Raw genomic sequence first — 24819 nt, forward strand, 5'->3', positions numbered from 1 at the left:
CCCGAACCATGTCGATCCACGACGCGTTTTCACCGGAGGCAATGGTGCCACTCATGCAGGACGTCGGCAACGAGTTGTCGATCACGCAGCGCATCTCGCTGCGGCGTCCGGCGATGCCCAGGGCCATGGCCAAGATCGCCGACGTGATCTCCGCCCACCCCACCGCCCCCGTCGAGCTCACCATCACCGAGCTGGCCGACCAGGCCGGCACCTCCGCCGCGACCGTCACCCGGTTCTGCCGGGCGATCGGCTTCGAGGGCTACACGCAGTTCCGCGTCGGAGTGGCCGCCGAGTCCGGGCGCGGCGACGCGGGCACCACCTGGCGCACCGACATCGCCGAGGACATCGGCCAGGATGACCCGGCGGACCGGGTGCTGCTGACGCTGCTCGGCCTGCACACGCGCAGCATGGAGGTCACCACCAGCCTGCTGGACCTCGACGACGTCCAGCTCGTGGCCGGCGCGATCGCCGAGGCCCGGCACGTCGACATCTACGGCGTCGGCGGCAGCGGCGTGATCGCCGACGAGTTCCGGGGCAGGCTCTACCGCATCGGCGTGAACGCGCACTCCTGGTCGGACGTGCACGACGGCCTCACCAGCGCGGTCCTGCAGGACGCCTCCTCCGTCGCCGTCGGCATCTCGAACACCGGCCGCACCGAGGAGACCATCGAGATGCTGTCCCACGCGCGAGCGGCGGGCGCACTCACGGTCGCGATCACCACCGACGCGGATTCCTGGCTCGCCTCCAGCGCCGACGTCGCCCTGATCACGGCCTCGGAGAACCCCGCCCAGCGCCCCGACGACCTCTCGATCAAGCACGCCCAGCTGCTCGTCATCGACCTGCTCTACGTGCTCGTCGCGCAGCGCACGCTCGGCGAGGCCGCCACCCGACTCGCGGCCAGCGCCATGGCCGTGTCCGCCCACCGCCGCGGACTGTCCGCCCAGGACAAGCACGGCACGAACCGTCAGAAGGAGTCACACCGATGAGCGCCTCCCCCCAGGATCTGCTCCGCGAAGCCGAGACCCGCCTCGAGCGACTCGCCGCCGACGCGCAGGACGGACGGCTGGATCCCGCGATCGAGCTGCTCGTCGCCGCGCTCCGCGACGGAGGCGTGATCCAGGCGTTCGGCACCGGGCACTCCGAGGCCTTCGCGATGGAGATCGCCGGCCGCGCGGGCGGGCTCATCCCCACCAACCGCATCGCCCTGCGCGACATCGTGCTGCACGGCGAGCGCAGCGCCGACGTGCTGACGGGCTCGCTCGAGCGCGAGCCGTGGGTCGTCGACGAGCTCATGGCCGTCTCCCCCGTGACGGAGAACGACGTGTTCGTGATCGCCTCCAACTCCGGCGTGAACGGATCCATCGTCGGCGTCGCCCTGTGGGCGAAGGAGCACGGCCACAAGGTCATCGCCGTCACCAGCCTCGAGCACACCGCACGGGTCGAGCCGAAGCACCCGAGCGGCAAGCGCCTCAGCGAGATCGCCGACGTCGTGATCGACAACCTGGCTCCCTACGGAGACTCCACGCTGCAGGTCACCGACACGATCTCGGCCGGGGCCATCTCGTCGATCACCGCCGCGTTCATCGCGCAGCTGCTCACGCTCGGCGTCGCCCGCACCCTCGCGGAGGCCGGCGAGGTTCCGCCGATGTACATCTCCGCCAACATCCCCGGCGGCGACGAGCACAACTCCGCGCTCGAAGCGCGCTACCTCGACCGGCTCCGCCGCGGCGCCTGAGCGCCCACAGACTCATCCTCACCCTCACCACCCACTAGGAAGGCAACAATCACATGGAAACCAAGGACGCTTCCATCATCAGCCGGCGTTCGCTGCTTCGCGGTGCGGCGCTCGCGGCGGTCATGGTGCCGCTCGGCGTCAGCCTGGCATCCTGCGCCGGTCCGAGCGGCGGCTCCGGCAGCGGCAGCGCCGGAGGCACGAAGTCGGCGGACAACCCGTTCGGCGTCGCGGCGAACTCCAAGGTCGACGCGGTGATCTTCGACGGCGGCTACGGCGTGGACTACGTCGAGAACGCGGCGAAGATCATGGGCGGCAACAAGAAGCTGGACGGCGCGACCGCCAAGATCTCCCCCTCCACCAAGATCGCCCAGGAGCTGCAGCCGCGGTTCGTCGGCGGCAACCCGCCGGACCTCATCGACAACTCCGGTGCGAACTCGATCGGCTGGAACACGATCCTCGACCAGCTCGAGGACCTGACCGACGTGCTCGAGTCGAACAACCTCGAGGGCACCAAGATCAGCGACACGCTCTACGGCGGCGTCAAGGATCCGGGCACCTTCGGCGGCAAGTTCGTGGCGATCAACTACTTCATGACCGTGTTCGGACTGTGGTACTCGTCGAGCCTGTTCGAGAAGGACGGCTACAAGGTCCCGACCAGCTGGCAGGACCTCAAGGACCTGGGCGCAGCGGCCAAGGCGAAGGGCAAGTACCTCTTCGTCTGGGGCAAGGAGGCGGCGACGTACTACCAGACGCTCGTCATCGACTCCGCGGTGATCCAGTCCGGCGACGACGTGCGCCTGCCGCTGGAGAACCTGAAGGAGAACTGCTGGTCGCACCCGACCCTGCAGTCGATCCTGACGATCCTGTACGACCTGATCCAGGCGGGCTACATGAAGCCCGGCGGATCCGGCACGCAGTTCACGCAGGCGCAGTCGCAGTGGAGCCTCGACGAGGCCGCCCTGCTCTACCCCTCGGGCTCGTGGATCGAGAACGAGATGAAGAAGCAGACCGCGGACGGCTTCAAGATGATGGGCATCCCGGAGCTCCCCCTCGACGACAAGCAGACCACGCCGAAGGGCACCATGCGCGCCGAGGCCGGCGAGCCGTTCGTCGTCCCGACCAAGGCGAAGAACGCCGCCGGCGGCAAGGAGCTGCTGCGCACGATGCTGTCGAAGGAGGCCGCGACCTGGACCGCCAAGTCGAAGTTCGCGCCGACCATCGTCAAGGGCACCGTCCCGGACGACGCCTTCGGCTCGACGGCGCTGGCCTCGCAGATCAAGATGCTGGACGCTGCGGGTGAGAACGTCTTCACCATCAAGTCGACCAACCTCTACGGCATGAACTCCGACCAGCTGCCGATCTGGAACTCGTTCCTGGACGGCAAGATGACGGTGGCCGAGATCACCAAGGCGCTGCAGGACCTGGTCGACAAGGTCCGTAACGACAGCTCTGTCACGAAGATCGAGATCAAGTAATGACCATAAGCGGTCCGGGAGTGTCCGGCGCGGAGTTGGACACCGCAGCCGTGACCGCTCCCCGCACGGGGCGCCGCAAGGCGCCCCGTGCGGGGCTTCCCCGGAAGCTCACCCCCGATTACATCTCGTTCCTCGCGGTCTTCTTCGTCCTCCCGGTCGCGCTCTTCCTGGTGTTCGTCATCTGGCCGTTCATCCAGGCGGTCTATGTCTCGCTCACGAACTGGACCGGCTTCTCGCCCAACATGTCTTTCGTGGGGCTCGACAACTTCGTCCGGCTGTTCCAGGACTCGGCGTTCATGCAGGCCATGGCGAACAACGCGCTGCTCGCCGTCGTCGTCCCGCTCGTCACGATCGTGATCGCGCTCCTGTTCGCCAGCCTGATCACCGTCGGCGGCCCGAGCCACGGCCAGGTCCGGGGGCTGAGGGGCTCGACCTTCTACCGCGTGGTGTCGTTCTTCCCGTACGTCATCCCCGCGATCGTCATCGCGATCCTGTGGAACATGATCTACGCCCCCAGTGGACTGCTCAACGGCGTCCTGGGCGTCTTCGGCATCGACACGAACCAGTTCGCGTGGCTGGGCGATCAGCGCACGGCGATGGCCGCCTCGATCTTCGTCATGGTCTGGGGAATGGTCGGCTTCTACATGGTGCTCTTCATCGCGGCCATCAAGGGGATCCCCGCGGAGACCCTCGAGGCCGCGCGCATCGACGGCGCCGGACGGTTCCGTACGGTGACGTCGATCATGCTGCCGCAGATCCGCGACAACGTGCAGACCTCGTACATCTACCTGGGCATCGCCGCACTGGATGCCTTCGTCTACATGGCCGGCCTGAACTCGACAGGCGGTCCCAACAACTCGACCCTGGTGATGAGCCAGTACCTGTTCCGCACGGCCTTCGAGAAGGGCCAGTTCGGTCTGGCGACCGCGATGGGCGTCGTGCTCGCCGTGCTCTCGCTGGCCTTCGCCGGAATCGTCATGCTGGTGTTCCGCCTCATCGGCGGCAAGGATGAAGGGGGACGCTCATGAGCCTCGACACGCGCGCCGCGGTCACGGTCGGACGCAAGACGAACGACGTCCACATCACGAAGTCGACGACGAGCGACAAGGTGGTCGGCGGCGTCTCGCACGTCGTGCTGGCGCTCTGGTCGCTGGTCGTGATCCTTCCCCTGGTGTGGACGATCATCGGCTCGTTCAAGACCACGAAAGAGATCTTCAAGTCGCCGTTCGGCCTGCCTGCGCAGTGGAACTTCGACAACTACGTCACCGCCTGGGTCGGGAACAACTTCGGCGGGATGTTCCTGAACACGGTCATCGTCGTCGGCTTCTCGCTCTTCTTCGTGATGCTGCTGGGCGCGATGTGCGCCTACGTGCTCGCGAGGTTCGAGGTGCCGGGCAGCCGGGTCGTCTACTACCTGATGCTCGCGGGGCTCACCTTCCCGGTGTTCCTCGCGATCGTGCCCCTGTTCGGGATCCTGCAGAACATCGGGCTGCTCGGGACCCTGCCCGGCCTGATCGTCGTGTACGTGGCCTACGCGCTGCCGTTCACCGTGTTCTTCCTGTACTCGTTCTTCAAGTCGCTGTCGTATGAGATCCAGGAGGCGGCCTACCTGGACGGCGCCAGCGAGTGGCGCACCTTCTTCCAGGTGATGCTGCCGATGGCCAAGCCCGGCCTCGCCGCGATCGCGATCATGAACTTCCTCGGCCTGTGGAACCAGTTCCTGCTCCCGATCGCGTTGAACCCGAACAAGGACAACTACGTGCTCAGCCAGGGCATGGCGTCGTTCGCCTCGTCGGCGGGCTACTCCCTCGACTTCGGCGCGATGTTCGCCGCGGTGATCATCACCATCATCCCGGTGCTGATCATCTACATCCTGTTCCAGCGCCAGCTGCAGGGATCCGTCTCGCAGGGCACCTCGAAGTAGTCCGTGGGACGGATGGCCTGGAGCCATCCGTCCCACCCCCTCGTCCGCAGCGCCGAGCGCTCGCACCCGCCGCGCCGCCGCCGGCGCACCCACTGGAGAACGATGTCGATTTCCGCAGACACCGCTGCACACCACCCGACCCCCGCACAGCTGCGCTGGCAGCGCGGCGGCATCGGGGTCTTCCTGCATTTCGGGCTGAACACCTTCGCCGGTGTGGAGTGGAGCGACGGAACGCTGTCCCCGGCGAGTTTCGACCCGCGACGGCTCGACGCCCGGCAGTGGGTCGCGGCAGCGCGGGTGGCGGGCGCGACCTACGTCGTGCTGACGGCCAAGCATCACGACGGCTTCTGCCTGTGGCCCACGTCCACGACCGACTACTCCGTGGCTTCGAGCCCCTGGCGCGACGGGGCGGGCGACGTCGTCCGGGAGCTCGCCGATGCGTGCGCCGAGGCGGGGATGGGCCTCGGGCTCTATCTCTCGCCGTGGGACCGTCACGAGCCCCGCTACTCCGACGCTGCGGCCTATGACGACTTCTACTGCGCGCAGCTCACCGAGCTGTGCACGCAGTACGGAGATCTCGTCGAGATCTGGTTCGACGGCGCAGGCTCCGCCGGCCGGAGCTACGACTGGAAGAAGATCATCGAGGTGGTCCGCACCCACCAGCCCGGCGCCGTGGTCTTCAACATGGGCGATCCCGACATCCGATGGGTCGGCAACGAAGACGGCCTCGCCGCGGATCCCGTCGAGTACGTCGTCGACGTGACGCGCAACGATGTCCACACCGACGAGGTCCTCGACTTCGGCGAGCGCTATCTGCCTCCCGAGTGCGACGTCTCGCTGCGCCACGGCTGGTTCTGGCACCCCGACGACGCCCCCAAGACCCTGGAGCACCTGCTGGCGATCCACTACCGGTCCGTGGGGCTGGGCGCCAACCTGCTGCTGAACGTTCCCCCGAACCGGGACGGACTCATCGACGATGCGGACCTGACCCGCCTGCAGGAGTATTCGGACGAGCTCGAACGCCGCTTCGCGGCACCGCGCACGGCCGCTCTCACGGCTGTCGCGCCCGGTCGGTGGCGGGCGGACTTCGGCTCCGAGGTCACGCTCGATCACCTCGAGCTCGTCGAGGATCTCGAGGGCGGTCAACGCGTCGCCGCGCACCGCATCGTGGCGTCCGGCGCGGAGATCGCCGCGGGTCAGACCATCGGCGCCGGACGACTGCACGCGTTCCCCGCGCTCACGCTGTCCGAGGTCGAGATCGAGCTGACCGGGCCCGATCCCGTCCTCACCTCGGTACGCGGTTTCCGCACCGGGAGCGAGAGCATCCCCGTTCCGCCCTCCGTCGAGGAGTACCGCGCGGCCGACGGGGACATGATCCTCATGTGACCCTCGTCACGAAAGCTCCCGCAGGGCGTTCGAAGCAGCGCTCTTCGACGAAGGAGGGCCGTCCCCTGGGGACGGCCCTCCTTCGTCGTCTCGGCCCGGACCCCGCTCAGCGGCGCGCGGGCTGGTGCGCCGCGAAGTAGGCGAGCACCTCGTCGGGCAGCGCAGGGATCTCCTGCGGACGGGATCCGGATCGGATCGAGATCGCGCCGGCGATCCCCGCGGCGACCGCGTCGCGCGCGGCCACCGGGCTGGTGTCGGTCGGGCTGCCGTGGCGCACGAAGGCGACGAACTCGGCGACCGTGAGCGGATCCGCTCCCCCGTGCCCTCCCTCGCCGCCGTCCTCGATCGGATAGCGCACGTGCCCCTTCTCGAGGTAGTCGCTGCGCGCGTTCCAGAGGCGGATCTCGCCGCCCGTGCCGTCGTCGAAGTTCTCGATGCGCCCCTCGGTGCCGATCACCGTGTAGTTGCGCCAATAGTCCGGCGTGAAGTGGCACTGCTGGTAGCTCAGGAGGACACCGGAGTCCGTCCGCATCATGATCATCGAGATGTCCTCGACGTCGATGACCGGATTCAGATCCTGCTGCGCACGCGGTGGCCAGCTGTCCATCGAGAACCAGTCCCCCATGCGCCGGTCGGAGTTGTCCCGCCGGGACTCGACATCCCCGTACACCGCGAGGTCGCCGACTCCGACCACCGTGCGGGACGACGTCCCCGCGAGCCAGTGCATGACGTCGATGTCGTGGGCGCCCTTCTGCAGCAGCAGGCTCATGGCCTTGTCCCGCTCGGCGTGCCAGTCCTTGAAGTAGTAATCGCCCCCGTGACCGACGAAGTGGCGGCACCAGATCGCCTTGACCTCGCCGACCTCGCCCCGGTCGACGATGTCCTTCATCATGCGCACCACTCGCATGTGCCGCATGTTGTGCCCCACGTAGAGCTTGGATCCCGTCCGATACGCGGTCTGCAGGATCCGATCGGCGTCCTCGATCGAGATCGCGAGGGGCTTCTCCAGGTAGACGGGGACGCCGCCCTCCAGAAGCTCGACAGAGATGTCGGCATGCGTGAAGTCGGGCGTCGTGACGAAGGCTCCGTCGAGCACGACGCCGGAGGCGAGCAGCTCGGTCACGGAGGCGAACACCGGCACGTCGCCGAACAGCTGCGCCGCCCGCGCACCGGACTGCGGTGCGGGGTCGACCGCAGCGACCACACGGCCGTCCACGGCCTCGACGTGCCGGGCGACCCCGGCCCGGGCCCCCACGCCGACCACCGCCGCGCGGAACGGCTCGGCCGACGGGGTCTGGTCGGGTTCTGTCATGTCTTTCCTTTCGGATCTGGTTCGGCGAGGCCGGACCGGCGGTCCCGGTCCGGCCTCCCGCGAGGGGACTATCGCACGGTCAGCGTCACGTACTGCGTCGTGTCACCCTGTGCCTGCTGCTCCAGCCGCATCCGCTCGTTGACGTACTGCAGAGCGAGGCCGCTGTTGCGGTTGACCAGGCGATAGGTGGTGGAGCCGTCGAGCGAGGTGCCGTCGGTCGCCACCCGCTGCAGGTACCACTGGTCGCTGCCGCCCGGGGTGCCGAGGCCCGCCGAGGTCAGCGGCTGGGCGTCGGCCTCCCGCGCCCCCACGGTGACGACGGCGTCGACCGCGCGCTTCGCGGCCGGGGTGCTGCCGGCGACCTGCAGGGTGCGGCCGGTGGACGAGTCGACGAGCCGGTAGAACCCGCTGTTCCCGCCGTCGCCCCTGGTGTCCTCGACCGGCTGGAGCTTCCAGGTGGAGACACCCGTCGCCGCACCGTTTCCGCCGTCCAGACCGGGCCCGCGGTTCGCGGTCACCGCCTTGCCTCCGACGCGCAGCACGTAGGCCGAGTCCGCGGTCACGGCATCGCCGGCAGTGTCCCGCGGCGCGTACTCCGTGCTCACGGCGGCGCTCCCGTCGCCGGCCGTCTGCGCGATGTCCACGACCTTGCCGTTCAGATCCGAGATCGTCAGGAAGGAGCGCCCCGTGACGTTCTGGTTCGTCAGGCTGCCGTTGTCGAGAGAGGTGAGATAGCCGCCGTTGGAGCCGGCGGGCATGAGCCCGACGACCTTCCAGGAGTTCGGATCGCCCAGATCCGCCGTCTCGTACACGTTTCCGTCGTACCCCACGATCCGGTAGAGCCCCGAGAACGCGTTGTAGGAGATCGCCGACTCGTTGTTCGCCGACGGCAGGTACAGATGCTTCGAGATCGGATCCTTGTAGTACGCGCTGTTCGTGATGAGGTCGACGGTCTGCGCGGCGCCGGAGGACGGGTCCGTCTGGGTGACGTAGATGCCGCCCGTGACGACCTTGACGCCGTTCTCGTACTTGTCGTCGACGGCCTTGAGGGTCATGTCCTGCCCCGTCACCGGGTCGCGGTAGGAGACCGTGCGATCCGGCGCGGACTGCCCCGTCGCGTCGTTCACGATCGTGTGCGCCAGGGTGTTCGCCGTGTACGTCGCGCCGGAGGCGTCGGCGAACGCGATCAGATGGTCGGCGCCGACCTTCGCCGCCTGGTACGAGGCGTCGGCGTGCTCCCCCGAGCCGCGCCAGGCGATGACGTCGGTCGTGGGGTCGTACGACACGTTCAGGCCGCCGATGGAGTTGACGTTCCCGTCGATGCCGCCGATCCCCGGCTGCGACCACGACCCGTCGTGCCACTTCTGCCAGGTGCCGCTGGCCATTCCGCCGCTGATCGGCGCGCGCGCCATCTCGGTCCAGCTGGCCAGGGTCGACGACGCCGGCTTCTTGTAGATCTTCACGTTGTAGGTGATGTAGAAGTAGCCGGTGGAGTAGTCGATGAACAGCCGGCACCCGGAGTTCCCGAACGGGTAGGACTGTCCCGGTGAGGCGGTGGCGTCGATGACCTGGTCGTCATCCCACGCCGACGTGAGCGCCGGCCCGGCGTACTGCCAGGTGCCGCCCTCGTCCTTGGAGGTCGCGAGCAGGATCCGGTTGTTGTGGTGGCCGGTGGAGACCTTGTCGGCGATCGTGGCGTTCGCGCCCTTGGTCTGCCAGGGGTCGAACTGGTACTCGTCGTTGAGCAGCGCATGCCAGGTGCCCTGGGGATCCACCCACACGCCGATGACGTCGCAGTGGTCGTCCTGCTGCGGCGACGGGATGGGGAACACCGGGTCCTTGTCGAGCTGGTAGCAGATCGTGCCCGCGTCGGCGTAGTACGCGGGCGCCTCCGCCTTCTGCGTCGTGGTGCCCATGCCGGCGGACACCGCGCTCATGTCGGTGTTCGTGAAGGTGCGGGCCCACGCACTGGCGGGGTTCGTGCTGTACGCCGTGAGCGCGTTGGTCCAGTGGAACCGTCCGTCTCTGCCGAGGTAGGCGGATCCGGCGATGTCGCTGGTCAGGCCGCCCTTCATCGTCGTGCTGCCCGCAGCGACGTACTGCGGCGGGGACGGGACGGTGTCGGCCTGCGCGGCGGCGGGCAGAGCGAGCGCGAGGACGGCGCCGGCGGCGAGAGCCGGGGTCATCCGCCACCAGCGGGCTTTGCGATGTGCGGTGCGGTGCGGTTTCATGGTGATGCCCTTTCCTTTTCCTCTTCGAAGCGGAGGGTTGGGGTGTGTCCTTCCCGTTCCCCACGTCGCAAGCGCGGAACGGGAAGGCGCCCGCTCATGCGTTCACACGAGCGCGACGTCGGGGTTGGGCTCGATCGGGCCGCTCGCCGGGGCCGCAGGCGCCGTCTCGAGCACGAGCACGGACGGCATGCCGGTCGATGCCGGTGCCGGGAGCTGGACGGTGTGGCCGTCCAGCGGGGTGAAGGGCAGCTCTGCGCCGTCGGCCAGGGCGCGCACGGCGCGGAGGGCGATGCCGGCGGGCAGCGCGATGGTGAGCAGACCGGACACCGGGATGCGGACGACGATCGCATGCACGACGCCCGCCGGTCCTCGTTCCGGGGTCCCCGTCCCGAGGGGCGCCGTGTAGAAGCCCCATCCGGGGTAGGCCCACCCGTCCGCGGGGCCGCTGTCGTGGACGGCCGCCCCGTTCGCCGCCATCCACGCGCCGACCTCGTCGGCCAGGGCGACCTCGACGGGGGCGAGGGAGCCGTCGCCGCGCGGCCCGAAGTTCAGCAGCAGGTTCCCGCCGAGGCTCACGGTCTGCGCGAGCTGCTCCACGACCTGCGCCGGGGTCTTGCGCCCGTGCTCGGCCCAGGCGGAGTCGTGGAAGCCCCAGCTCGCCTGCGTGAGCGTGGCGCAGGCCTCCCAGTCGTGCGCGGTCACGGACAGGTCCCAGGGTGCGGGGAGGCGCCGCTCGTAGCCGCTCTCGTAGTCGCCCATGAGGACGCCGTTCGAGTCGAAGTGCCGCGCTCCGCGATCGTCGGCGCGCAGGCGGCTGTTCACGATCGCCCCCGGGATCCGCTCCTTGAGCAGCCGCTCGATCTCGTGCGTCCAGCCGCCGCTCGCCTTGACCGACTCGTCCCAGGTGCCGTCGAACCAGAAGCCGCGCACGTGGGGATACCTCTCTGCGAGCTCGAGGAGCTGATCGGTCGCGAAGCGGAGGTAGCGCTCGAAGGCCTCGCGGTCCTCGTCGGACTCGAGGGCGGAGCGCCAGTCGGGGTGATGCCAGTCCAGCACCGAGTAGTAGAGGTGCGTGGAGAGTCCCTCGGCGCGATAGGCGTCGAGGATCTCGCCGAGCACATCTCGACCGGAGGGCGTGGCGGCGACGGAGAAGTCGGTGTAGGCGCTCGGCCACAGGCAGAAGCCGTCGTGGTGCTTGGTCGTGACGGTCACGTAGCGCGCGCCCATCCGCTTCGCCGTGCGCGCCCACTCACCGGGATCGAACCCCTCGAGGGTGAAGTCCGCGGTGAGCACCGCCCAGTCCTCGCGGCTCACGTCGGCGGACTGCATGAGGAACTCGGAGGCGAACTCGATCGTGCGCCCCCGCCAGGTGCCGGCGGGGAGCGCGTAGAGGCCCCAGTGCACGAACTGACCGAGCCGATCGGCGCGGAAGGCCCGCATCGTCGGATCCTCGCGGCGCCCGAGGCCGTCCGCGCCGTATTGCAGCGGGATCACCGCGCCTCCCCTCTCGGACCGGTGAGCCCGGGATGACCGTCCCAGGGGACGAAGGTCGCGAGGTCGAACTCCGCGCGGCGGCCCGAGGCCCAGTCGACGCGGACGTGCGTGCGGTCGACATGGACGCGGACCCGGTCGCGCCAGCCCTGCGGATCGACGGCGCCGCCCCGCTCCAGCACGTGAAGCGTCACGACGACGGTGTCGCCGGTGCCGGTCCGGCCCCGCAGCGCGGGGGTCGCGGAGTGCGAACCCATCGCGTTCGCGTCGCGGTAGGCGAACACCTGAGCGCGCTCCGGAGCCTCTCCCCCGGCAGCACCCGGTTCGGGGGCGTCCCAGCCGTGCAGCCCGATGACCGCGGCGAGCAGACCGTCGCGGCCCTGGGCCCATGCCCCGTCCTCGAAGACGCCGGCCGGGAGTCCGCGGTCATCCGCGACCATCCAGCCCCCCTCGCGCATCGGCCACGGCCGATCGGTCTGCACGAGATGCGCGCGCACCTCCGCCGTGCCGTCGCCCGCGGTCACCGTCGTCACGGCCGTCCCCGGCAGGGCGCGGCGGTGCAGCTGGGGCACGTGGACGGATCCGGCGAGCTCTCCCTCGACCCGCATGGCGCGCAGCGCACTGCGCCGGCTGCCGGCTCCCTCGTCGTCGAGGAGCGCGAGATGGGAGTCGATCGCGTCCTCCCAGGCCGCTCCCGTCCCCGGCGCCGTGTGCGTCGAGTAGGCGAACTTCGCGTAGTGCGGGTCGTCGCGGTCCTCGTCCTCGCCGACGGGCAGCGTGGCGTGGTCCGACCCGTGGTTCGCCATCCGCACGATGCCGTCCTCCGCGGCGCGGAGCACCCAGCCGACGGGCTCGACGGGCACGGTGAACGCGCCGCGATCGGCGGGCAGCGCCTCCTCCACCGCGGTCCAGACGGATGCGGTCGCGGGCTGCGCGAGCCCGAGGAACCCGATTCCCGCCAGGTACGGGGATCCGAAGCCGCTGTAGTCCTGGCACATCGGCTCGAACGCGTCGTACCACCCGAGGGTCAGCGGCGCGTCGACGCCGACCCCGTGGGCGGTGAAGCGCGCGAGCGCGCCGGAGGCGAGCCGCCGGGTCTGCCCGGGGGTGAGCGCGCTCGCCCCCGACGCGTCCGCGCACCAGAAGGCGGCGAGCGCGGCCGTGCGGTAGGTCAGCGACCGGCCCTGATGAAGGAGCGAGCCGTCGGCGGCGACCATGTGCGCCTGGGACGCGGTGAAGTCGTGCAGCCGCTCGAGGTGCCGCTGCCCCTCGGGCGTGTGCACGGCATCGGTCATGCGGTACCAGGCCCACAGGTAGGGATGGATCGCCCAGGCGTTGTAGTAGTCGACCGCGTGCTCGGGGCCGTCGGTGTACCAGCCGTCGCCGAGGTACCAGCTCTCCACCCGGGCCACGTTGCGGGGCGTCTGCAGACCGCGCACGTCTTCGCCGACCGAGCGCAGGAACCCCTCGGCCATCGCGGGGAACAGCTGCCAGTTGTTCTGCCACACCTCGCAGCGGGCGTGATGACGCAGCCACTCCGCGATCTGGAGTTGCTCAGGACGCGTGAGCCCCGCCCACAGCCGTTCCCGGCTGACGTGCAGGGAGAACGCGATGTTCGCGGCCTCGACGATCGAGTTCGTGATCCCGGTCAGCGGCAGCCGGCAGCTGACGCCCCGGGGCCACTCCTCCCCACCGCCGGGCCTGGTGCCGGCGAGGAGCGCCCGGGAGTAGTACTCCAGGTGCTCCTGGACCGCGGGCTCCGCGGGGTCGGCGGCACCGGCGATCCGCGGGGCGGCGAGCAGGAACGACCGGCCGACGGCCTCCATCCCCTCGCGGCGCACCCCGTCGCCCGTGATGCGTCCCGGCAGGCGCGGCAGGGCGCCCTCCGCGCTGGCGTGCCGGCGCACCTGGCCCAGCCAGTCGTCCGCCACCGCCTCCCAGCGCGCCCTGCCCCAGCCCGTGAACGGGGAGAGGACCGGATCCATCGCGATCGTCGTCGAGATGTCTTCCCTCACGGTTCCCACTCCTCTGTCGCCCTCTCCCGCGTCCACGGATCCTCTGCGTCTCAGGCGCTCGGGGACGGGCTGGCCGTCGCGCCGCTCAGCGCCTTCTGGAACTCGGAGCGGATGGTGTCGCCGCCCGCGCTCTTCCACGTGGAGATCGCGCTCTTCACATCGTTCAGCGAACCACGCCCGGCGATGAAGTTGGTCACCGCGTCCGAGACGGGCTTCGCGATCGTGAGGCCCTGCTTCGCGTTCGTCGGGCTGAACAGGCCCAGGGTCGGATCCGCGACGCCGATCGGCACGAGCTTCGCATACGCGTCGTGGAGCACCTTGATGGCGTCCGGGAACTGCGGCGAGTACAGCGTGTTCGGGCCCGCCGCGAGGTACTTCCACGGCACGGCGGTGTTCAGGGCCGCCGCGGGAGTCGGGATCGGGTTGCCCTTATCGTCGCGGGTGTAGTCGGTGCCCTCGGCGCCGTAGTTCATGAGGAGATACTCCTCGCTGCCGAACGGCGCCGCGAGGAAGTTCGCGACCTGCAGCACCTGCCTGATGTGGTCGGCGCTGCCCTTCTTCACCATCGTCCAGGCGAAGTCGATGTTGTCGAGCCAGACCGTGGCCTTGCCGCCCGTGGCGCTGAACGGGATGAACGGGACGACCTTGTTCGCGGGGTTCGCCGCGGGCACGGTCTGCTGATAGCCGCCCGGCTTTCCGAACGCCGGCAGCCCGTCGTAGATCTGCGCGACCTGGCCGGAGATGAACGCGTTCGACATCTGCGACTTCGTCCAGCCCTCGCTGCCGGGGGCGAAGCAGCCGGCAGCGTAGAGCTTCTGCACGAAGGACACCATCTCCAGGTACTCCGGCGTCTCGATGTCCTTCACCAGCTTGCCGTTCTTCATCGTCCAGTTGAACGGGACGTGGAAGATGTGCTCGAACGGGACGAGCCCGAACTTCGTGCTGCCGAGCGCCCAGCGGTTGGCGCCGGTGAGCTGCTTCGCGAGGGAGAGGTAGTCGTCCGCGTTCTTGATGGCCGACGTGTCCGTGACGCCCGCGGCCTCGAAGAACGTCTGGTTGATGAAACCGGATCCGCCGGTCATTCCGCGCGGGATCGGGATGCCGTAGAGCTTTCCGTTCTGCACCGCCGGCTTCCAGAACGCCTGCGGGATGTTGGCGAGGTTCGGGTAGTCCTTGGACTTGTCGCCTGCGAGGAACGGGGTGAGGTCCTGACAGGCCGACTCCAGGAAGCCGATGATGTCGGCGATCGCGGCGCCGTCGTTGAGCATGAGATCGGGCATGTCGCCACCCGCGATCACGGTGTTGAGCTTGGTGTCGTAGTCGTCGCTCGACACCGCGGTGATGTCGACCGTCCCGCCGAGGCGCTTGTCGATCTCCTGCCAGGCCGGGTTCGACGCCATCGGGGTCGGCGGCGGCCCGAAGATGTTCGTGATCGCGGTGATCTTCTGCCCCTTCAGGAACGGCGCCGGCACCGAGCGGAAGGGCTTCGCCGGGTAGTTGAAGAAGGCCGCGGGGACGCCCTCCGCGGTCCCGGCGAGGTCGGGCGTGGCGCCGTTCAGCGGGATGTACTTCGGCAGCACGGAGGCCGAGGCGGCGGACGCGTTCAGTGCGCCCTTCGTGCCGCAGCCGGCGAGCGAGCCCGCGGTGGCGACGCCGAGGACGCTGAGGGCGGCGAAGGACAGGAAGGTCCGCCGGTTCGTTTCGAGAGCCACGAGGGGCTCCTTTCTGTACAGGGTGGATCGATCGGGTGGAGCGGGCCTCAGCCCTTGACGGCGCCGGTGAGGACGCCCTTGGTGAAGTACTTCTGCAGAAACGGGTAGACGAGCAGGATCGGGATGACGCTGATCACGACGACGGCCATCTGGATCGCCTGGGACGGCGCGGAGATCTCGCCGACCGAGGCGGTGTCGAGCGGGGATCCCAGCAGCACGTACTGGCGCAGGATCATCGACAGCGGCCACATGTCGCTGTCGAGGTAGAGCATCGCGTTGAAGAACGCGTTCCAGTAGGCGACCGCGTAGAACAGGCCGACGACCGCGAGGACGCCCTTCGACAGCGGCAGCACGATCCTCACGAGGATGCGGAAGTCGCCGGCGCCGTCGATCCTCGCCGCTTCGAAGAGCTCCTGCGGAAGCCCCATGAAGAACGAGCGGACGACGACGAGGTTGAACGCCGAGATCAGCGTCGGCAGCACGAGCGCCGCATAGCTGCCGAGCAGTCCGAGCTGCTTGACCATGAGGAAGCTCGGGATGATGCCCGGCGTGAAGAGCATCGTGAACAGCGCCGTCAGCAGGATGAACCGGCCGAAGGCGAGATCGCGGCGGGAGAGCCCGTAGGCCATGCCGACCGTCGCGGCGAGCGAGCACAGCGTGCCGATCACGGTGATGAGCATGCTGCGCACGAGCGCGGCGGTGACGATGCCGCCCGAGAAGATCGTCTCGTAGGCCGCGAGCGTCGGGTGCAGCGGGAAGAGCACCAGGCCGTTGGCGTTCGCGATGTCGGTGCTGTCCGAGAGGCTCGTCGAGATCACCGTGAGGAACGGGTAGATGGTCGCGATGCAGATGAGCACGACGACGAGTGCTTTGCCCGCGGTCCCGAGGCGGCTGGGCTTCTCCATCCAGGCGGGCCGCGCGGACTCGGTCCTGCGCCGCCCGCGTCGCGTGCGGGGCATGACGACCGCCCTGGTCGTGAGCTGAGCGTCACTTGCCACGGGAGTACACCCCTTCCTGGCCGAACAGATGCGCGACCTTGTTGGCGCCGAGCACGAGCGCGAGGCCCACGACGCCCTTCACGAGACCGACGGCGGCCGCCGGGCCCCACTGCCCGTTCTGGATGCCGTGGTAGTAGACCCAGGTGTCGAGCACCTCGCCCGCGCCCGCGCCGACGTTGTCGCGCTGCAGGACGATCTGCTCGAAGCCGACGGAGAGGATGCTCCCCAGGTTCAGGATGAGCAGCAGGATGATGACCGGCATGATCCCGGGGATCGTGATCGTCTTCATGCGCTGCCAGGGACCCGCGCCGTCCACGGCGGCCGCCTCGTACAGCTCCTGGTCGATGTTCATGAGGGCGGCGAGGAAGATGATCGTGCCCCAGCCGGCGTCCTTCCAGGCGGACTGGATCGACACCAGGAACGGGAAGAACCAGGGCGTGGTCATCGCCTCGAACGGCTGCAGGCCCATCGCCTGCATGAGATGCGGCACGACCCCGGTCGCACCGAGCACCTGTCCGAAGATCGACACGATGATGACCCAGCCGAGGAAGTGCGGCAGGTAGACGACGCTCTGCACGAACTTGCGGATCCGGTTCGACATGATGCTGTTCAGCAGTAGCGCCAGCATGATCGGGATCGGGAAGAACAGCACGAGCTGGAGACCGGTGATCACCAGCGTGTTGCGCAGCGCCTGCCAGAACGTGGGATCCCCGAAGATCTTCACGAAGTTGTCGAATCCGACCCATGCGCTGTCGATGAAGCCGAGGTAGGGCTGGTAGTCCTCGAACGCGATGATGTTGCCCGGCAGCGGCAGCCAGTGGAACACGACGAAGTACAGGAATCCCGGGGCGATGAGCAGGAGCATCACCCGGTCGCGCTTGATCCGTTCCCAGAGGCTGCGCTTGCGGTGCGCCGGCACGCCGGCCGTCGCGGCGGTACGGCGGCGGCCCTTCGACGCGGGACGTGCGGGGTGCGCGGGGCGCATGTCCGCGGCGCCTTCGCCCGGAGTCGTCGTGCTCTGCACGAGCGGCTCGCTGTAACTGCTCATCTTCGACCTCGACCTGCGACGGGAAACTTCATCGTTGTCCGCAAGAGCTAGAAAGCGCTTGCTGTGTTGCGAACGTACCCGACGGGATCCGGGCTGTCAACGATCACGCGAGTTTTCGTCGAAACGTTGATTTTCAGAGCATCGGATCCCGCAAGTTCCACAACTGCGGTGGACGCACGGCATAGTATGCGCTTACTATCTGGATGCAGAAAGAAAGGATCGCCGTGGATCACACCGCCCCGTCCTCCCGTCCTTCCGCCGTGATCGTCATGGCGGAGCAGTCGTTCCGGGAGGTCTTCTCCGAGACCGCGCTCGCCCGGCTGAGCGCGGTCGTCGAGCTCGTGGGACCTCTGCCGATCACCGACCTCGACTCCCCCGCGAGCAGGGACGCCCTGCGCGCCGCGCGGGTCATGCTGACAGGCTGGGGAGCCCCCCGCATCGACGCCGCCGTGCTCGACGCCGCCCCGCGCCTGGAGGCCGTCGTGCACACCGCCGGCACGGTCAAGACCTTCCTCGACGCGGAGGCGTTCCGCCGCGGCATCCGGGTGAGCACGGCCGCCGCGGCGAACGCCACGCCCGTCGCGGAGTTCACGCTCGCCGCCATCGTGTTCGGTCTCAAGCGCGCGAGCCGGTTCGCCCACCAGCTGCGCACCACGCGACGTCATCGCTCCGTGGACGGCATGCCGCCGGTCGGCGCGAACGGCGTCACGATCGGCATCCTCGGCGCCTCCCGGGTGGGACGCGAGGTGATCCGGCTCGTCTCGCGCCTCGACGCCCGCATCCTCGTCTGCGATCCGTACCTGTCCGCCGCGGATGCCTCGCGGCTCGGCGTCGAAGCCGTCCCGCTCGACGAACTGTGCCGGCGCAGCGACGTCCTCACCCTCCACGCCCCGAGCACGCCGGACACCCGGCACATCATCGGAGCGGCGGAGCTGGCGCTGCTGCACGACGGCGCCGTCGTGGTGAACACCGCCCGCGGCGCCCTCATCGACACCGAGGCGCTCACCGCCGAGCTCGTCCGCGGCCGTCTGGACGCTTACCTGGATGTGACGGATCCCGAGCCGCTGCCGGGGGACTCCCCCCTCTATGCGCTGCCGAACGTCGTGCTCACGCCGCACATCGCGGGCGCGCTGGGCAACGAGATCCACCGGCTGGGCGACTCGGCCGTGCGCGAGGTCGAGCAGTACGTTGGTCGAGGGATCCTCGCGCACGAACTCCGTGCCGACGAGCTGGCGTACACCGCCTGACCGGTAGAACGCGCGATGAGACGGAGCGGACCTCGGGTCCACGAACGGAGGCTGGGATGAGGGCGCAGGAGGACCGCTCGGGAGCGGGCTCGGGGCACACCGTGACGATGTCCGACGTCGCCGAACGGGCCGGCGTCTCCTCGGCGACGGTCTCCCGGGTGCTCAACGGCAACTACCCCGTGGCGCAGGCCACGCGGGACGCGGTGAACCGGGCGATCGACGACCTCGGCTACACCGCGAACGCGCACGCGCGGGCGCTCGCCAGCTCGGCCACGCACAGCGTCGGCATCATCGTCAACGACCTCGTCGACCCGTTCTTCTCCTACATCGTGCGCGGTGTGGAGCAGGAGGCATCGACCACCGGCCGGCTGTGCATCGTGGCGGCATCGCAGGGCGACGTCGATCGTGAGATCGAGCTCATCGATCGCATGATCAGCCAGCGCACCGACGCGGTGATCGTGGTGGGCGGCGGCTACGACGATCCGCGCGCCCGCCGCCGCATGGCGGAGCGCGCCCGCACGCTCGCCGGCATCGGCTCCACCCTCGTGCTCTGCGGCCGCCCCTCCGTCGGGGAGCAGGCGCCGACGAAGATCGTGGGCTACGACAACGAGGGCGGCGCCTTCGCGGTCACCCAGCACCTCATCGCCCAGGGGCATCGCCGGATCCTCTATCTCGGCGGCCCGGTCGGCCTGTCCACGAGCGTCGCGCGGCTCGCCGGCTTCCGTCATGCGATGCAGTCCCACGGCTTCGAGGTGCCGCCGGAGCTCGTGCACCAGGGCGCCTTCGGACGCCGGTTCGGGCACGCGGCGATGAGCGAGATCCTGGACGGGCAGCCCGACTTCACGGCCGTGTTCGCCGCGAACGACCTCGTCGCCGCCGGCGCCCTCGACGCGATGACCGCGCGCGGGATCCGCGTGCCCGAGGACATGTCCCTCGTGGGCTACGACGACATCCCGCAGTCCAGCGAGCTCACGCCGAAGCTCACCACCGTGCACGTCCCGCTGGAGGACATGGGGCGGGAGAGCGTCCGCCTGGCGCTCAGCCGCACCGACGACGCCTTCGGACGTCACGCCGAGGGCGAGATCATCGTCGGCACCCGGCTCATCGTGCGGGACTCGGTCGCCGCTCCCCCCGCGACGCCGTGGCGTCCGGAGCGTTGAGGGAACGCGACTTGCCGGCAGGGCCAAGAGACGAAGAAGGCCGCCCGGATGGGCGGCCTTCTCTCTTCGTGCCCCCGACAGGAATCGAACCTGCGACCTACGGTACCGGAAACCGGCGCTCTATCCGCTGAGCTACGGAGGCGTACCGGACGAGCCTAGCATCGGATCCGCCTCCTCTCCGACCGTGGCGGATCCCGGTAGTGTCGCGAGGAGCCGACCGATCGATGAGGACCCGATGAGCGCTTCCGTTCCCCCTTCTCCCTGGCCTCCCGCCGTCGCCGCGGAGCCCCGTGTCCCCCACGGAACGCCGGTCTACACCGCTTGGGGATGGGTGACCGCCTGGACAACGGTGGCGGCGGTCGTCGCCTCGGCCCTCATGATGTGGCTGATGTCCGGGCCGACGCTCGACTACGTGCGACGCATCGTCGAGCTGAGCACCCTGTCTGCCACGGGAACGAGGGTGCCACCCGGCGTGGTCCTCTCGATCATGTCCGATGTGATGCCGGGTCTCGTGATGGCGTCGCTGGTCGGCACTCTCCTGAGCTGGGCCCTCTATGCGCTCGCCATCGTCGCCGGGTACCGTGACTACGTCGAACTCGGCCGTCTCGGCTATCCGAAGCGCTTCCACTGGGCGTGGAGCTTCCTCTCCCCGGTGTATCCGATCGGCCGCGCCGTCGTCGTGCGCCGGCAGGCGGGGGCGGGCTCGGCCACGATGTGGATCGCTCTCGCGGCGACCGCGGCGAGCCTCCTGGTCAGCTTCGGCTGGACGTTCTGGCTCATGTTCGCGATGTTCGACGTCATGCGCGCGGGACTGGGCACGATCGCCTGACCGCCGAGCGCCCTCCGTCCCGCCGCGCGCCGGTCAGACGAGCGCGAGGACCAGCAGCACCACCGCGATCAGGGGGAACAGTCCCTGCACGGCCGCCGCGCGCGCCTTGGACCGATCGGAGAGGATCAGCACGAGGGCGGCCGCGAGCATCGACCCCGTGGCGGCCAGCATCAGCACGAGGCCGGCGGTGGCGGAGCCGGCCGCGGCGAGCACGATGCCGATCACCGCGATGACGGCGAGGAACAGGTTGTAGAAGCCCTGGTTGAACGCCAGCGGCCGGGTGATCTCCGCGTCCTCGGCGGAGGTGCCGAAGACGCGCCGCGTGGAGGGATGCGTCCAGCGCACCGACTCCAGCACGAAGATGTAGACGTGGACCAGGGCGGCGAGCCCCGCGAAGACGGATCCGATCAGCAGGAACATGGTGCGATTGTCCCGCACCCGGCGCCTCAGGCCCGCGCGACGCGGCGGTACGCGAGGTCGCGGATGTCGCGTCCCTTCGCGATGCCCTTGCGCTCGAACGCGGTCATCACCCGCCCGTCGAAGCGCTCGGCCCACTCCCCCTCGAAGGCGCGCTCGAACTCGGGCGCCTCGTCGAGCACCTCGCGCATCTGCAGGGCGTAGTCCTCCCAGTCGGTCGCGAGGCGCAGCAGCCCGCCGTCGCGGAGCGCGGCGCCCGCGGTGGCGCCGAAGCCGGGGCGCACGAGGCGGCGCTTCGTGTGCCGCTTCTTGTGCCACGGGTCGGGGAAGAAGATCCACGCCTCGTCGGCCGCGCCCGCGGGAAGGTACGTCGCGAGCACCTCCGGGGCGTTGGCCTCGATCAGCCGGAGGTTGCGCACACCGTCGCGATCCGCATCGAGCATCGTCCGGGCGAGGCCGGCGCGGAACACCTCGACCGCGAGGAAGTCCCGCTCCGGATGCGCTGCGGCGGCGGAGACGATCGCGTGCCCCTGCCCCGAGCCGATCTCCACGGTCAACGGAGCCTCGCGTCCATACGCGGCGGCCGGATCGAGCCGCGCCTCCGGGTGCACCGAGGTCCAGGCGACGTCGCGGGGCACGTCCAGCACGTAGAACTCCGCGAGCTCGGCGAAGGCCCGCTCCTGTGCCTCGGACATGCGGCCGCTGCGGCGCACGAAGGAGACGGGCTCGTCGCGGAAGGTACGGGGTTCGGGCATCCCTCCAGGATATCCGCCGTCCCTCGCGTTCCCGGCTCTCCCGGCGCCCCGGGCCGACCGGCCGCTCATCGTCCTGCCCCCGGGGCGGCGGCGATCGGTTCCGTCACGAAGTCGATGAGCTCCTCCACGCGGCCCAGCAGCGACGGCTCCAGGTCGCGGTAGCTCGACACGCGGGACAGGATGCGCTTCCAGGCGTGCGCGATGTCGGCCTGCGAGTCCGCGGGCCAGCCGAACGCGCGGCAGATCCCGGTCTTCCAGTCGGTGCCGCGCGGGATCTGCGGCCACGCGCGGATGCCCATCGCCGCCGGCGTGACGCACTGCCACACGTCGATATAGGGGTGACCGACGATGCGCAGGTGCGCCCCGTGCGGTCCGCGCAGGATCTGCTCCACGATCCGGGTCTCCTTCGATCCCGGGACGAGGTGGTCCACGAGCACGCCGTACCGGCGATCGCGCCGCGGCGGAGCCTCGGCGAGGAGTTCCTCGAGCAGGTCGACCCCCTGCAGGTACTCGACGACCACGCCTTCGACCCGCAGGTCGTCCCCCCACACCTTCTCGACGAGCTCGGCGTCGTGCCGGCCCTCGACGAGGATCCGGCTCGGCAGAGCGGTGCGCGCGCGGGAGTCCGCGACGGCGAACGATCCCGAGGCGGTCCGCCGGGAGCCGCCGCCCGAGGCCTTGGACGGATGCACGAGCCGCACCGGCTCGCCGTCGATCATGAAACCCGCGCCGAGAGGGAAGAGCCGCCGACGGCCCTTGTAGTCCTCGAGCTCGACCTGGCCCGATTCGATGCGCGTCACCGCCCCGCAGAACCCGTCGACGGCGACCTCGACCACGAGATCGCGTTCGGCGGGGACGTCCACGGCGACCTTGGCGCCGCGCTCCCGCCATCCGGCTGCGAGCACATCGGATCCGTACCTGTCGTCCATCGGCTTCAGCCTACCGAGCGGACGCCCCGGCCCCGATGAGCTCCGGTCCGCGGCAGGGGAAACACAGGAAGACACGCCCTAGACTCGCTCCCAGGGGCTTTCCGGGCCCCGGGAGGAGCGAAGATGCGGGCGCGCTGGGCTGTCGTCGTGGGTGTGATCCTGGGTGTGCTGGGCCTGTCGCTCGCCGTCTCCCCCGCATCCGCCGCCCCTCGTGCGCCACTGACGACCTCCGTCCCCGCCACCGCTCCGGTGACCCTGGGCTCGGACTTCGTCACGGACCTCGTGGGCGCGCTCGGATCCTCGGAGACCGAGGAGCTGAACGGCCGGCTCGAAGAGCTGAGCCGCACGCAGAACATCCAGCTCTTCGTCGTCTTCGTCGACACGTTCACGACCCCCGCCAACAGCCAGGAGTGGACCAACCAGGTCGCGATCGACAACGGCCTCGGCCAGCAGCAGTACCTCCTGGCCGTCGCGACGCAGTCGCGGCAGTTCTATCTTTCCGCCGACAAGGCCGGCCCGGTCCCGCTGTCGCGCGTCGACCAGATCTCGCAGTCGCTCGTGAACGACCTGCGCACGAAAGACTGGGCGGGCGCCGTCCGCACCGCCGCCGACGGGTTCTCCGGATCCGGCTCCTCGGACATCGGCGGCATCCTGCTCATCGTCCTCTGCGTGCTCGCGGTGATCGGGGCGATCATCGTCCTGGTCGTGATGCGCCGCCGGGCGGCCGCCCGCGTCAGGCGGGCGACACCGACCCCGACGGGCGATCCCCTCGACGCCATCAGCGATGAGGAGCTGACCCGCCGGGCCGGTCTGGCCCTCGTGCACACCGACGACGCCATCACCTCGTCGACCGAGGACCTCGGCTTCGCGACGGCCCAGTTCGGCGAGACCGCGACGAGCTCGTTCACCGAGGTGGTGAACAAGGCGAAGGCCAAGCTCGACGAGGCGTTCTCGCTCAAGCAGAAGCTCGACGACGAGATCCCCGACACCGATCAGCAGCGCCGCGACTGGCTTCTCCAGATCATCCGGCTGTGCGAGAGCGCCGACACCGCGCTGGACGCGAACGTCACCGCCTTCGACGAGCTCCGCAAGCTGGAGCAGGACGCCGAGCAGGCCCTGACGCAGCTGAAGGCCCATCGGGAGGCCGCGGCCACCGCCGTCGCCGCCGCCCCCGCGGCCCTCCAGACGCTGTCGGCGGTTTACGACCCCACCGCCCTGCAGACCGTCGCGGGCAACCCCGCCGAAGCCGCGAGCCGGCTCGAGCTCGCCGACGCGAACATCGCCTCCGCCGGCGACCTCATCGCTCAGGGGAAGCGCGGCGAGGCGGCCTTCGCGATCCGCACCGGAGAGGAGGGCGTGCTGCAGGCCGCCCAGCTGGCCGGCGCCATCACGACGCTGCAGGCCGACCTCGCGGCGGCCGAGGCGCAGTCTCAGGCGCTCATCGCGAACCTGGAACAGGATCTCGCAGGCGCCGCGGCGCTGCCGGCCTCCCCCGAGCTGAACGCCGCGGTCGCCGCGACGCGCACCGCCCTCGACCAGGCCCGCACCGACGCGACCGGCACCGGCCGTCGCCCGCAGGCGGTGCTGGAGTCGCTCACGGCGGCGAACTCGCGCATCGACAGCACGGTGGATGCGATCCGCAACGCCCGGCAGCAGGCCGAGCGCGCGCAGCAGGTGCTGGAGCAGACGCTCACCCAGGCCCGCGCCGAGATCTCGACGGCGAACAGCTACATCACGACCCACCGAGGCGCGATCGGCCCCGACGCCCGTACCAGGGCCGCGCAGGCGTCCGCCGAGTACGACCAGGCCGAGGCAGCCCGCGTCGCGGATCCGAACGCGGCGCTGCAGCACGCGCAGCGCGCGATCGCGCTCGCCCGCGAGGCCACGCAGCTCGCCGCGGGCTCCATCGACTCGTGGGGCTCGGGCGGCGGCTGGGGCGGCGGAGGCGGCTGGAGCGGCGGAAACCGCAGCGGCATGGGCGACGCGATCCTCGGCGGCATCATCGGCGGCATCCTGTCCGGCGGAGGCGGAGGCAGGAGCAGCGGAGGCTGGGGCGGTGGAGGCGGCGGCTGGCGCTCCAGCGGCGGAGGCGGCGGATTCCGTCCCTCCAGCTTCGGAGGCGGCAGCCGCGGCGGATCGGGCGGTCGCTTCTGAC

20 protein-coding genes and 1 tRNA gene are annotated in these 24819 nt (G+C 69.8%); 10 read left to right on the plus strand and 11 right to left on the minus strand.

Translation table 11 applies throughout. The features are described 5' to 3' along the window. The first annotated feature begins 53 nt into the window (after window positions 1–53). The 6 genes from J8G10_RS11690 to J8G10_RS11715 all read left to right on the plus strand — a co-directional run bounded on the left by J8G10_RS11690 (window position 54) and on the right by J8G10_RS11715 (window position 6520). Window positions 54–986 (plus strand): MurR/RpiR family transcriptional regulator, encoded by a 933-nt coding sequence (locus tag J8G10_RS11690; protein WP_251445389.1) that lies wholly within the window; start codon window positions 54–56, stop codon window positions 984–986. After that, window positions 983–1735 (plus strand): sugar isomerase domain-containing protein, encoded by a 753-nt coding sequence (locus J8G10_RS11695; RefSeq protein WP_251444738.1) that lies wholly within the window; start codon window positions 983–985, stop codon window positions 1733–1735. Before J8G10_RS11690 ends, J8G10_RS11695 begins: the two co-directional genes overlap by 4 nt. 53 nt (window positions 1736–1788) lie before the next feature. Next, entirely contained in the window at window positions 1789–3210 is a 1422-nt protein-coding gene (ngcE, locus tag J8G10_RS11700; RefSeq protein ID WP_251444743.1) for an N-acetylglucosamine/diacetylchitobiose ABC transporter substrate-binding protein, read from the plus strand. 50 nt (window positions 3211–3260) lie between these two features. Then, window positions 3261–4238: a carbohydrate ABC transporter permease gene (locus J8G10_RS11705; protein WP_251444745.1), complete on the plus strand. Its 978-nt coding sequence runs from the start codon at window positions 3261–3263 to the stop codon at window positions 4236–4238. Continuing rightward, window positions 4235–5134, plus strand: coding sequence for a carbohydrate ABC transporter permease (locus tag J8G10_RS11710; RefSeq protein WP_251444748.1), 900 nt, complete (start codon window positions 4235–4237; stop codon window positions 5132–5134). Before J8G10_RS11705 ends, J8G10_RS11710 begins: the two co-directional genes overlap by 4 nt. Window positions 5135–5236: 102 nt before the next feature. Further along, complete coding sequence (locus J8G10_RS11715; protein WP_251444751.1) at window positions 5237–6520, plus strand: alpha-L-fucosidase; 1284 nt, start codon at window positions 5237–5239, stop codon at window positions 6518–6520. 106 nt (window positions 6521–6626) lie between these two features. On the opposite strand, the gene J8G10_RS11720 is transcribed toward J8G10_RS11715, so the two are convergent. The 7 genes from J8G10_RS11720 to J8G10_RS11750 form a co-directional block, all read right to left on the minus strand. Continuing rightward, window positions 6627–7832 carry a Gfo/Idh/MocA family protein gene (locus tag J8G10_RS11720; protein WP_251444754.1) on the minus strand — a complete coding sequence of 402 codons (1206 nt, stop codon included), beginning with the start codon at window positions 7830–7832 and terminating at the stop codon, window positions 6627–6629. A gap of 68 nt (window positions 7833–7900) precedes the next feature. Then, on the minus strand, window positions 7901–10063 hold the full coding sequence (locus J8G10_RS11725) for a hypothetical protein (RefSeq protein ID WP_251444757.1): 2163 nt from the start codon (window positions 10061–10063) through the stop codon (window positions 7901–7903). A gap of 102 nt (window positions 10064–10165) precedes the next feature. Further along, the gene (locus tag J8G10_RS11730; protein WP_251444760.1) at window positions 10166–11557 is read right to left on the minus strand and encodes an alpha-L-fucosidase; all 1392 of its coding nucleotides are present in this window, start codon (window positions 11555–11557) and stop codon (window positions 10166–10168) included. Further along, entirely contained in the window at window positions 11554–13569 is a 2016-nt protein-coding gene (locus tag J8G10_RS11735; RefSeq protein ID WP_251444763.1) for a DUF2264 domain-containing protein, read from the minus strand. The genes J8G10_RS11730 and J8G10_RS11735 overlap by 4 nt, the downstream gene beginning before the upstream one ends. Before the next feature lie 50 nt (window positions 13570–13619). Beyond that, window positions 13620–15281, minus strand: coding sequence for an extracellular solute-binding protein (locus J8G10_RS11740; RefSeq protein WP_251444766.1), 1662 nt, complete (start codon window positions 15279–15281; stop codon window positions 13620–13622). A gap of 47 nt (window positions 15282–15328) precedes the next feature. Beyond that, window positions 15329–16279 carry a carbohydrate ABC transporter permease gene (locus J8G10_RS11745; RefSeq protein WP_251444769.1) on the minus strand — a complete coding sequence of 317 codons (951 nt, stop codon included), beginning with the start codon at window positions 16277–16279 and terminating at the stop codon, window positions 15329–15331. After that, entirely contained in the window at window positions 16269–17327 is a 1059-nt protein-coding gene (locus tag J8G10_RS11750) for a sugar ABC transporter permease (protein ID WP_251444772.1), read from the minus strand. Before J8G10_RS11750 ends, J8G10_RS11745 begins: the two co-directional genes overlap by 11 nt. Before the next feature lie 224 nt (window positions 17328–17551). Between J8G10_RS11750 and J8G10_RS11755 the strand changes: the two genes are divergently transcribed. Beyond that, the gene (locus tag J8G10_RS11755; RefSeq protein WP_251444775.1) at window positions 17552–18574 is read left to right on the plus strand and encodes a hydroxyacid dehydrogenase; all 1023 of its coding nucleotides are present in this window, start codon (window positions 17552–17554) and stop codon (window positions 18572–18574) included. Between the two features lie 56 nt (window positions 18575–18630). Beyond that, window positions 18631–19734, plus strand: coding sequence for a LacI family DNA-binding transcriptional regulator (locus J8G10_RS11760; RefSeq protein ID WP_251444778.1), 1104 nt, complete (start codon window positions 18631–18633; stop codon window positions 19732–19734). 69 nt (window positions 19735–19803) lie between these two features. On the opposite strand, the gene J8G10_RS11765 is transcribed toward J8G10_RS11760, so the two are convergent. Continuing rightward, window positions 19804–19876, minus strand: a tRNA-Arg gene (locus tag J8G10_RS11765). A 189-nt stretch (window positions 19877–20065) separates the two neighbouring features. On the opposite strand from J8G10_RS11765, the gene J8G10_RS11770 reads away from it, so the two are divergent. Further along, window positions 20066–20563 (plus strand): hypothetical protein, encoded by a 498-nt coding sequence (locus J8G10_RS11770; RefSeq protein WP_251444781.1) that lies wholly within the window; start codon window positions 20066–20068, stop codon window positions 20561–20563. 33 nt (window positions 20564–20596) lie between these two features. Here J8G10_RS11770 and J8G10_RS11775 read toward each other — a convergent pair whose 3' ends face one another. The 3 genes from J8G10_RS11775 to J8G10_RS11785 form a co-directional block, all read right to left on the minus strand. Beyond that, on the minus strand, window positions 20597–20983 hold the full coding sequence (locus tag J8G10_RS11775) for a DUF1304 domain-containing protein (protein ID WP_251444784.1): 387 nt from the start codon (window positions 20981–20983) through the stop codon (window positions 20597–20599). 26 nt (window positions 20984–21009) lie between these two features. After that, window positions 21010–21735, minus strand: a complete 726-nt coding sequence (gene trmB / locus J8G10_RS11780; protein WP_251444787.1) for a tRNA (guanosine(46)-N7)-methyltransferase TrmB — start codon at window positions 21733–21735, stop codon at window positions 21010–21012. Window positions 21736–21800: 65 nt separating this feature from the next. Then, window positions 21801–22664 (minus strand): DUF3097 domain-containing protein, encoded by an 864-nt coding sequence (locus tag J8G10_RS11785; RefSeq protein ID WP_251444791.1) that lies wholly within the window; start codon window positions 22662–22664, stop codon window positions 21801–21803. A 123-nt stretch (window positions 22665–22787) separates the two neighbouring features. On the opposite strand from J8G10_RS11785, the gene J8G10_RS11790 reads away from it, so the two are divergent. Beyond that, the gene (locus J8G10_RS11790) at window positions 22788–24818 is read left to right on the plus strand and encodes a TPM domain-containing protein (RefSeq protein ID WP_251444794.1); all 2031 of its coding nucleotides are present in this window, start codon (window positions 22788–22790) and stop codon (window positions 24816–24818) included. Window position 24819: the final 1 nt, after the last annotated feature.

The sequence above is a fragment of the Microbacterium sp. USTB-Y genome (assembly GCF_023703415.1).
Classification (GTDB): domain Bacteria; phylum Actinomycetota; class Actinomycetes; order Actinomycetales; family Microbacteriaceae; genus Microbacterium.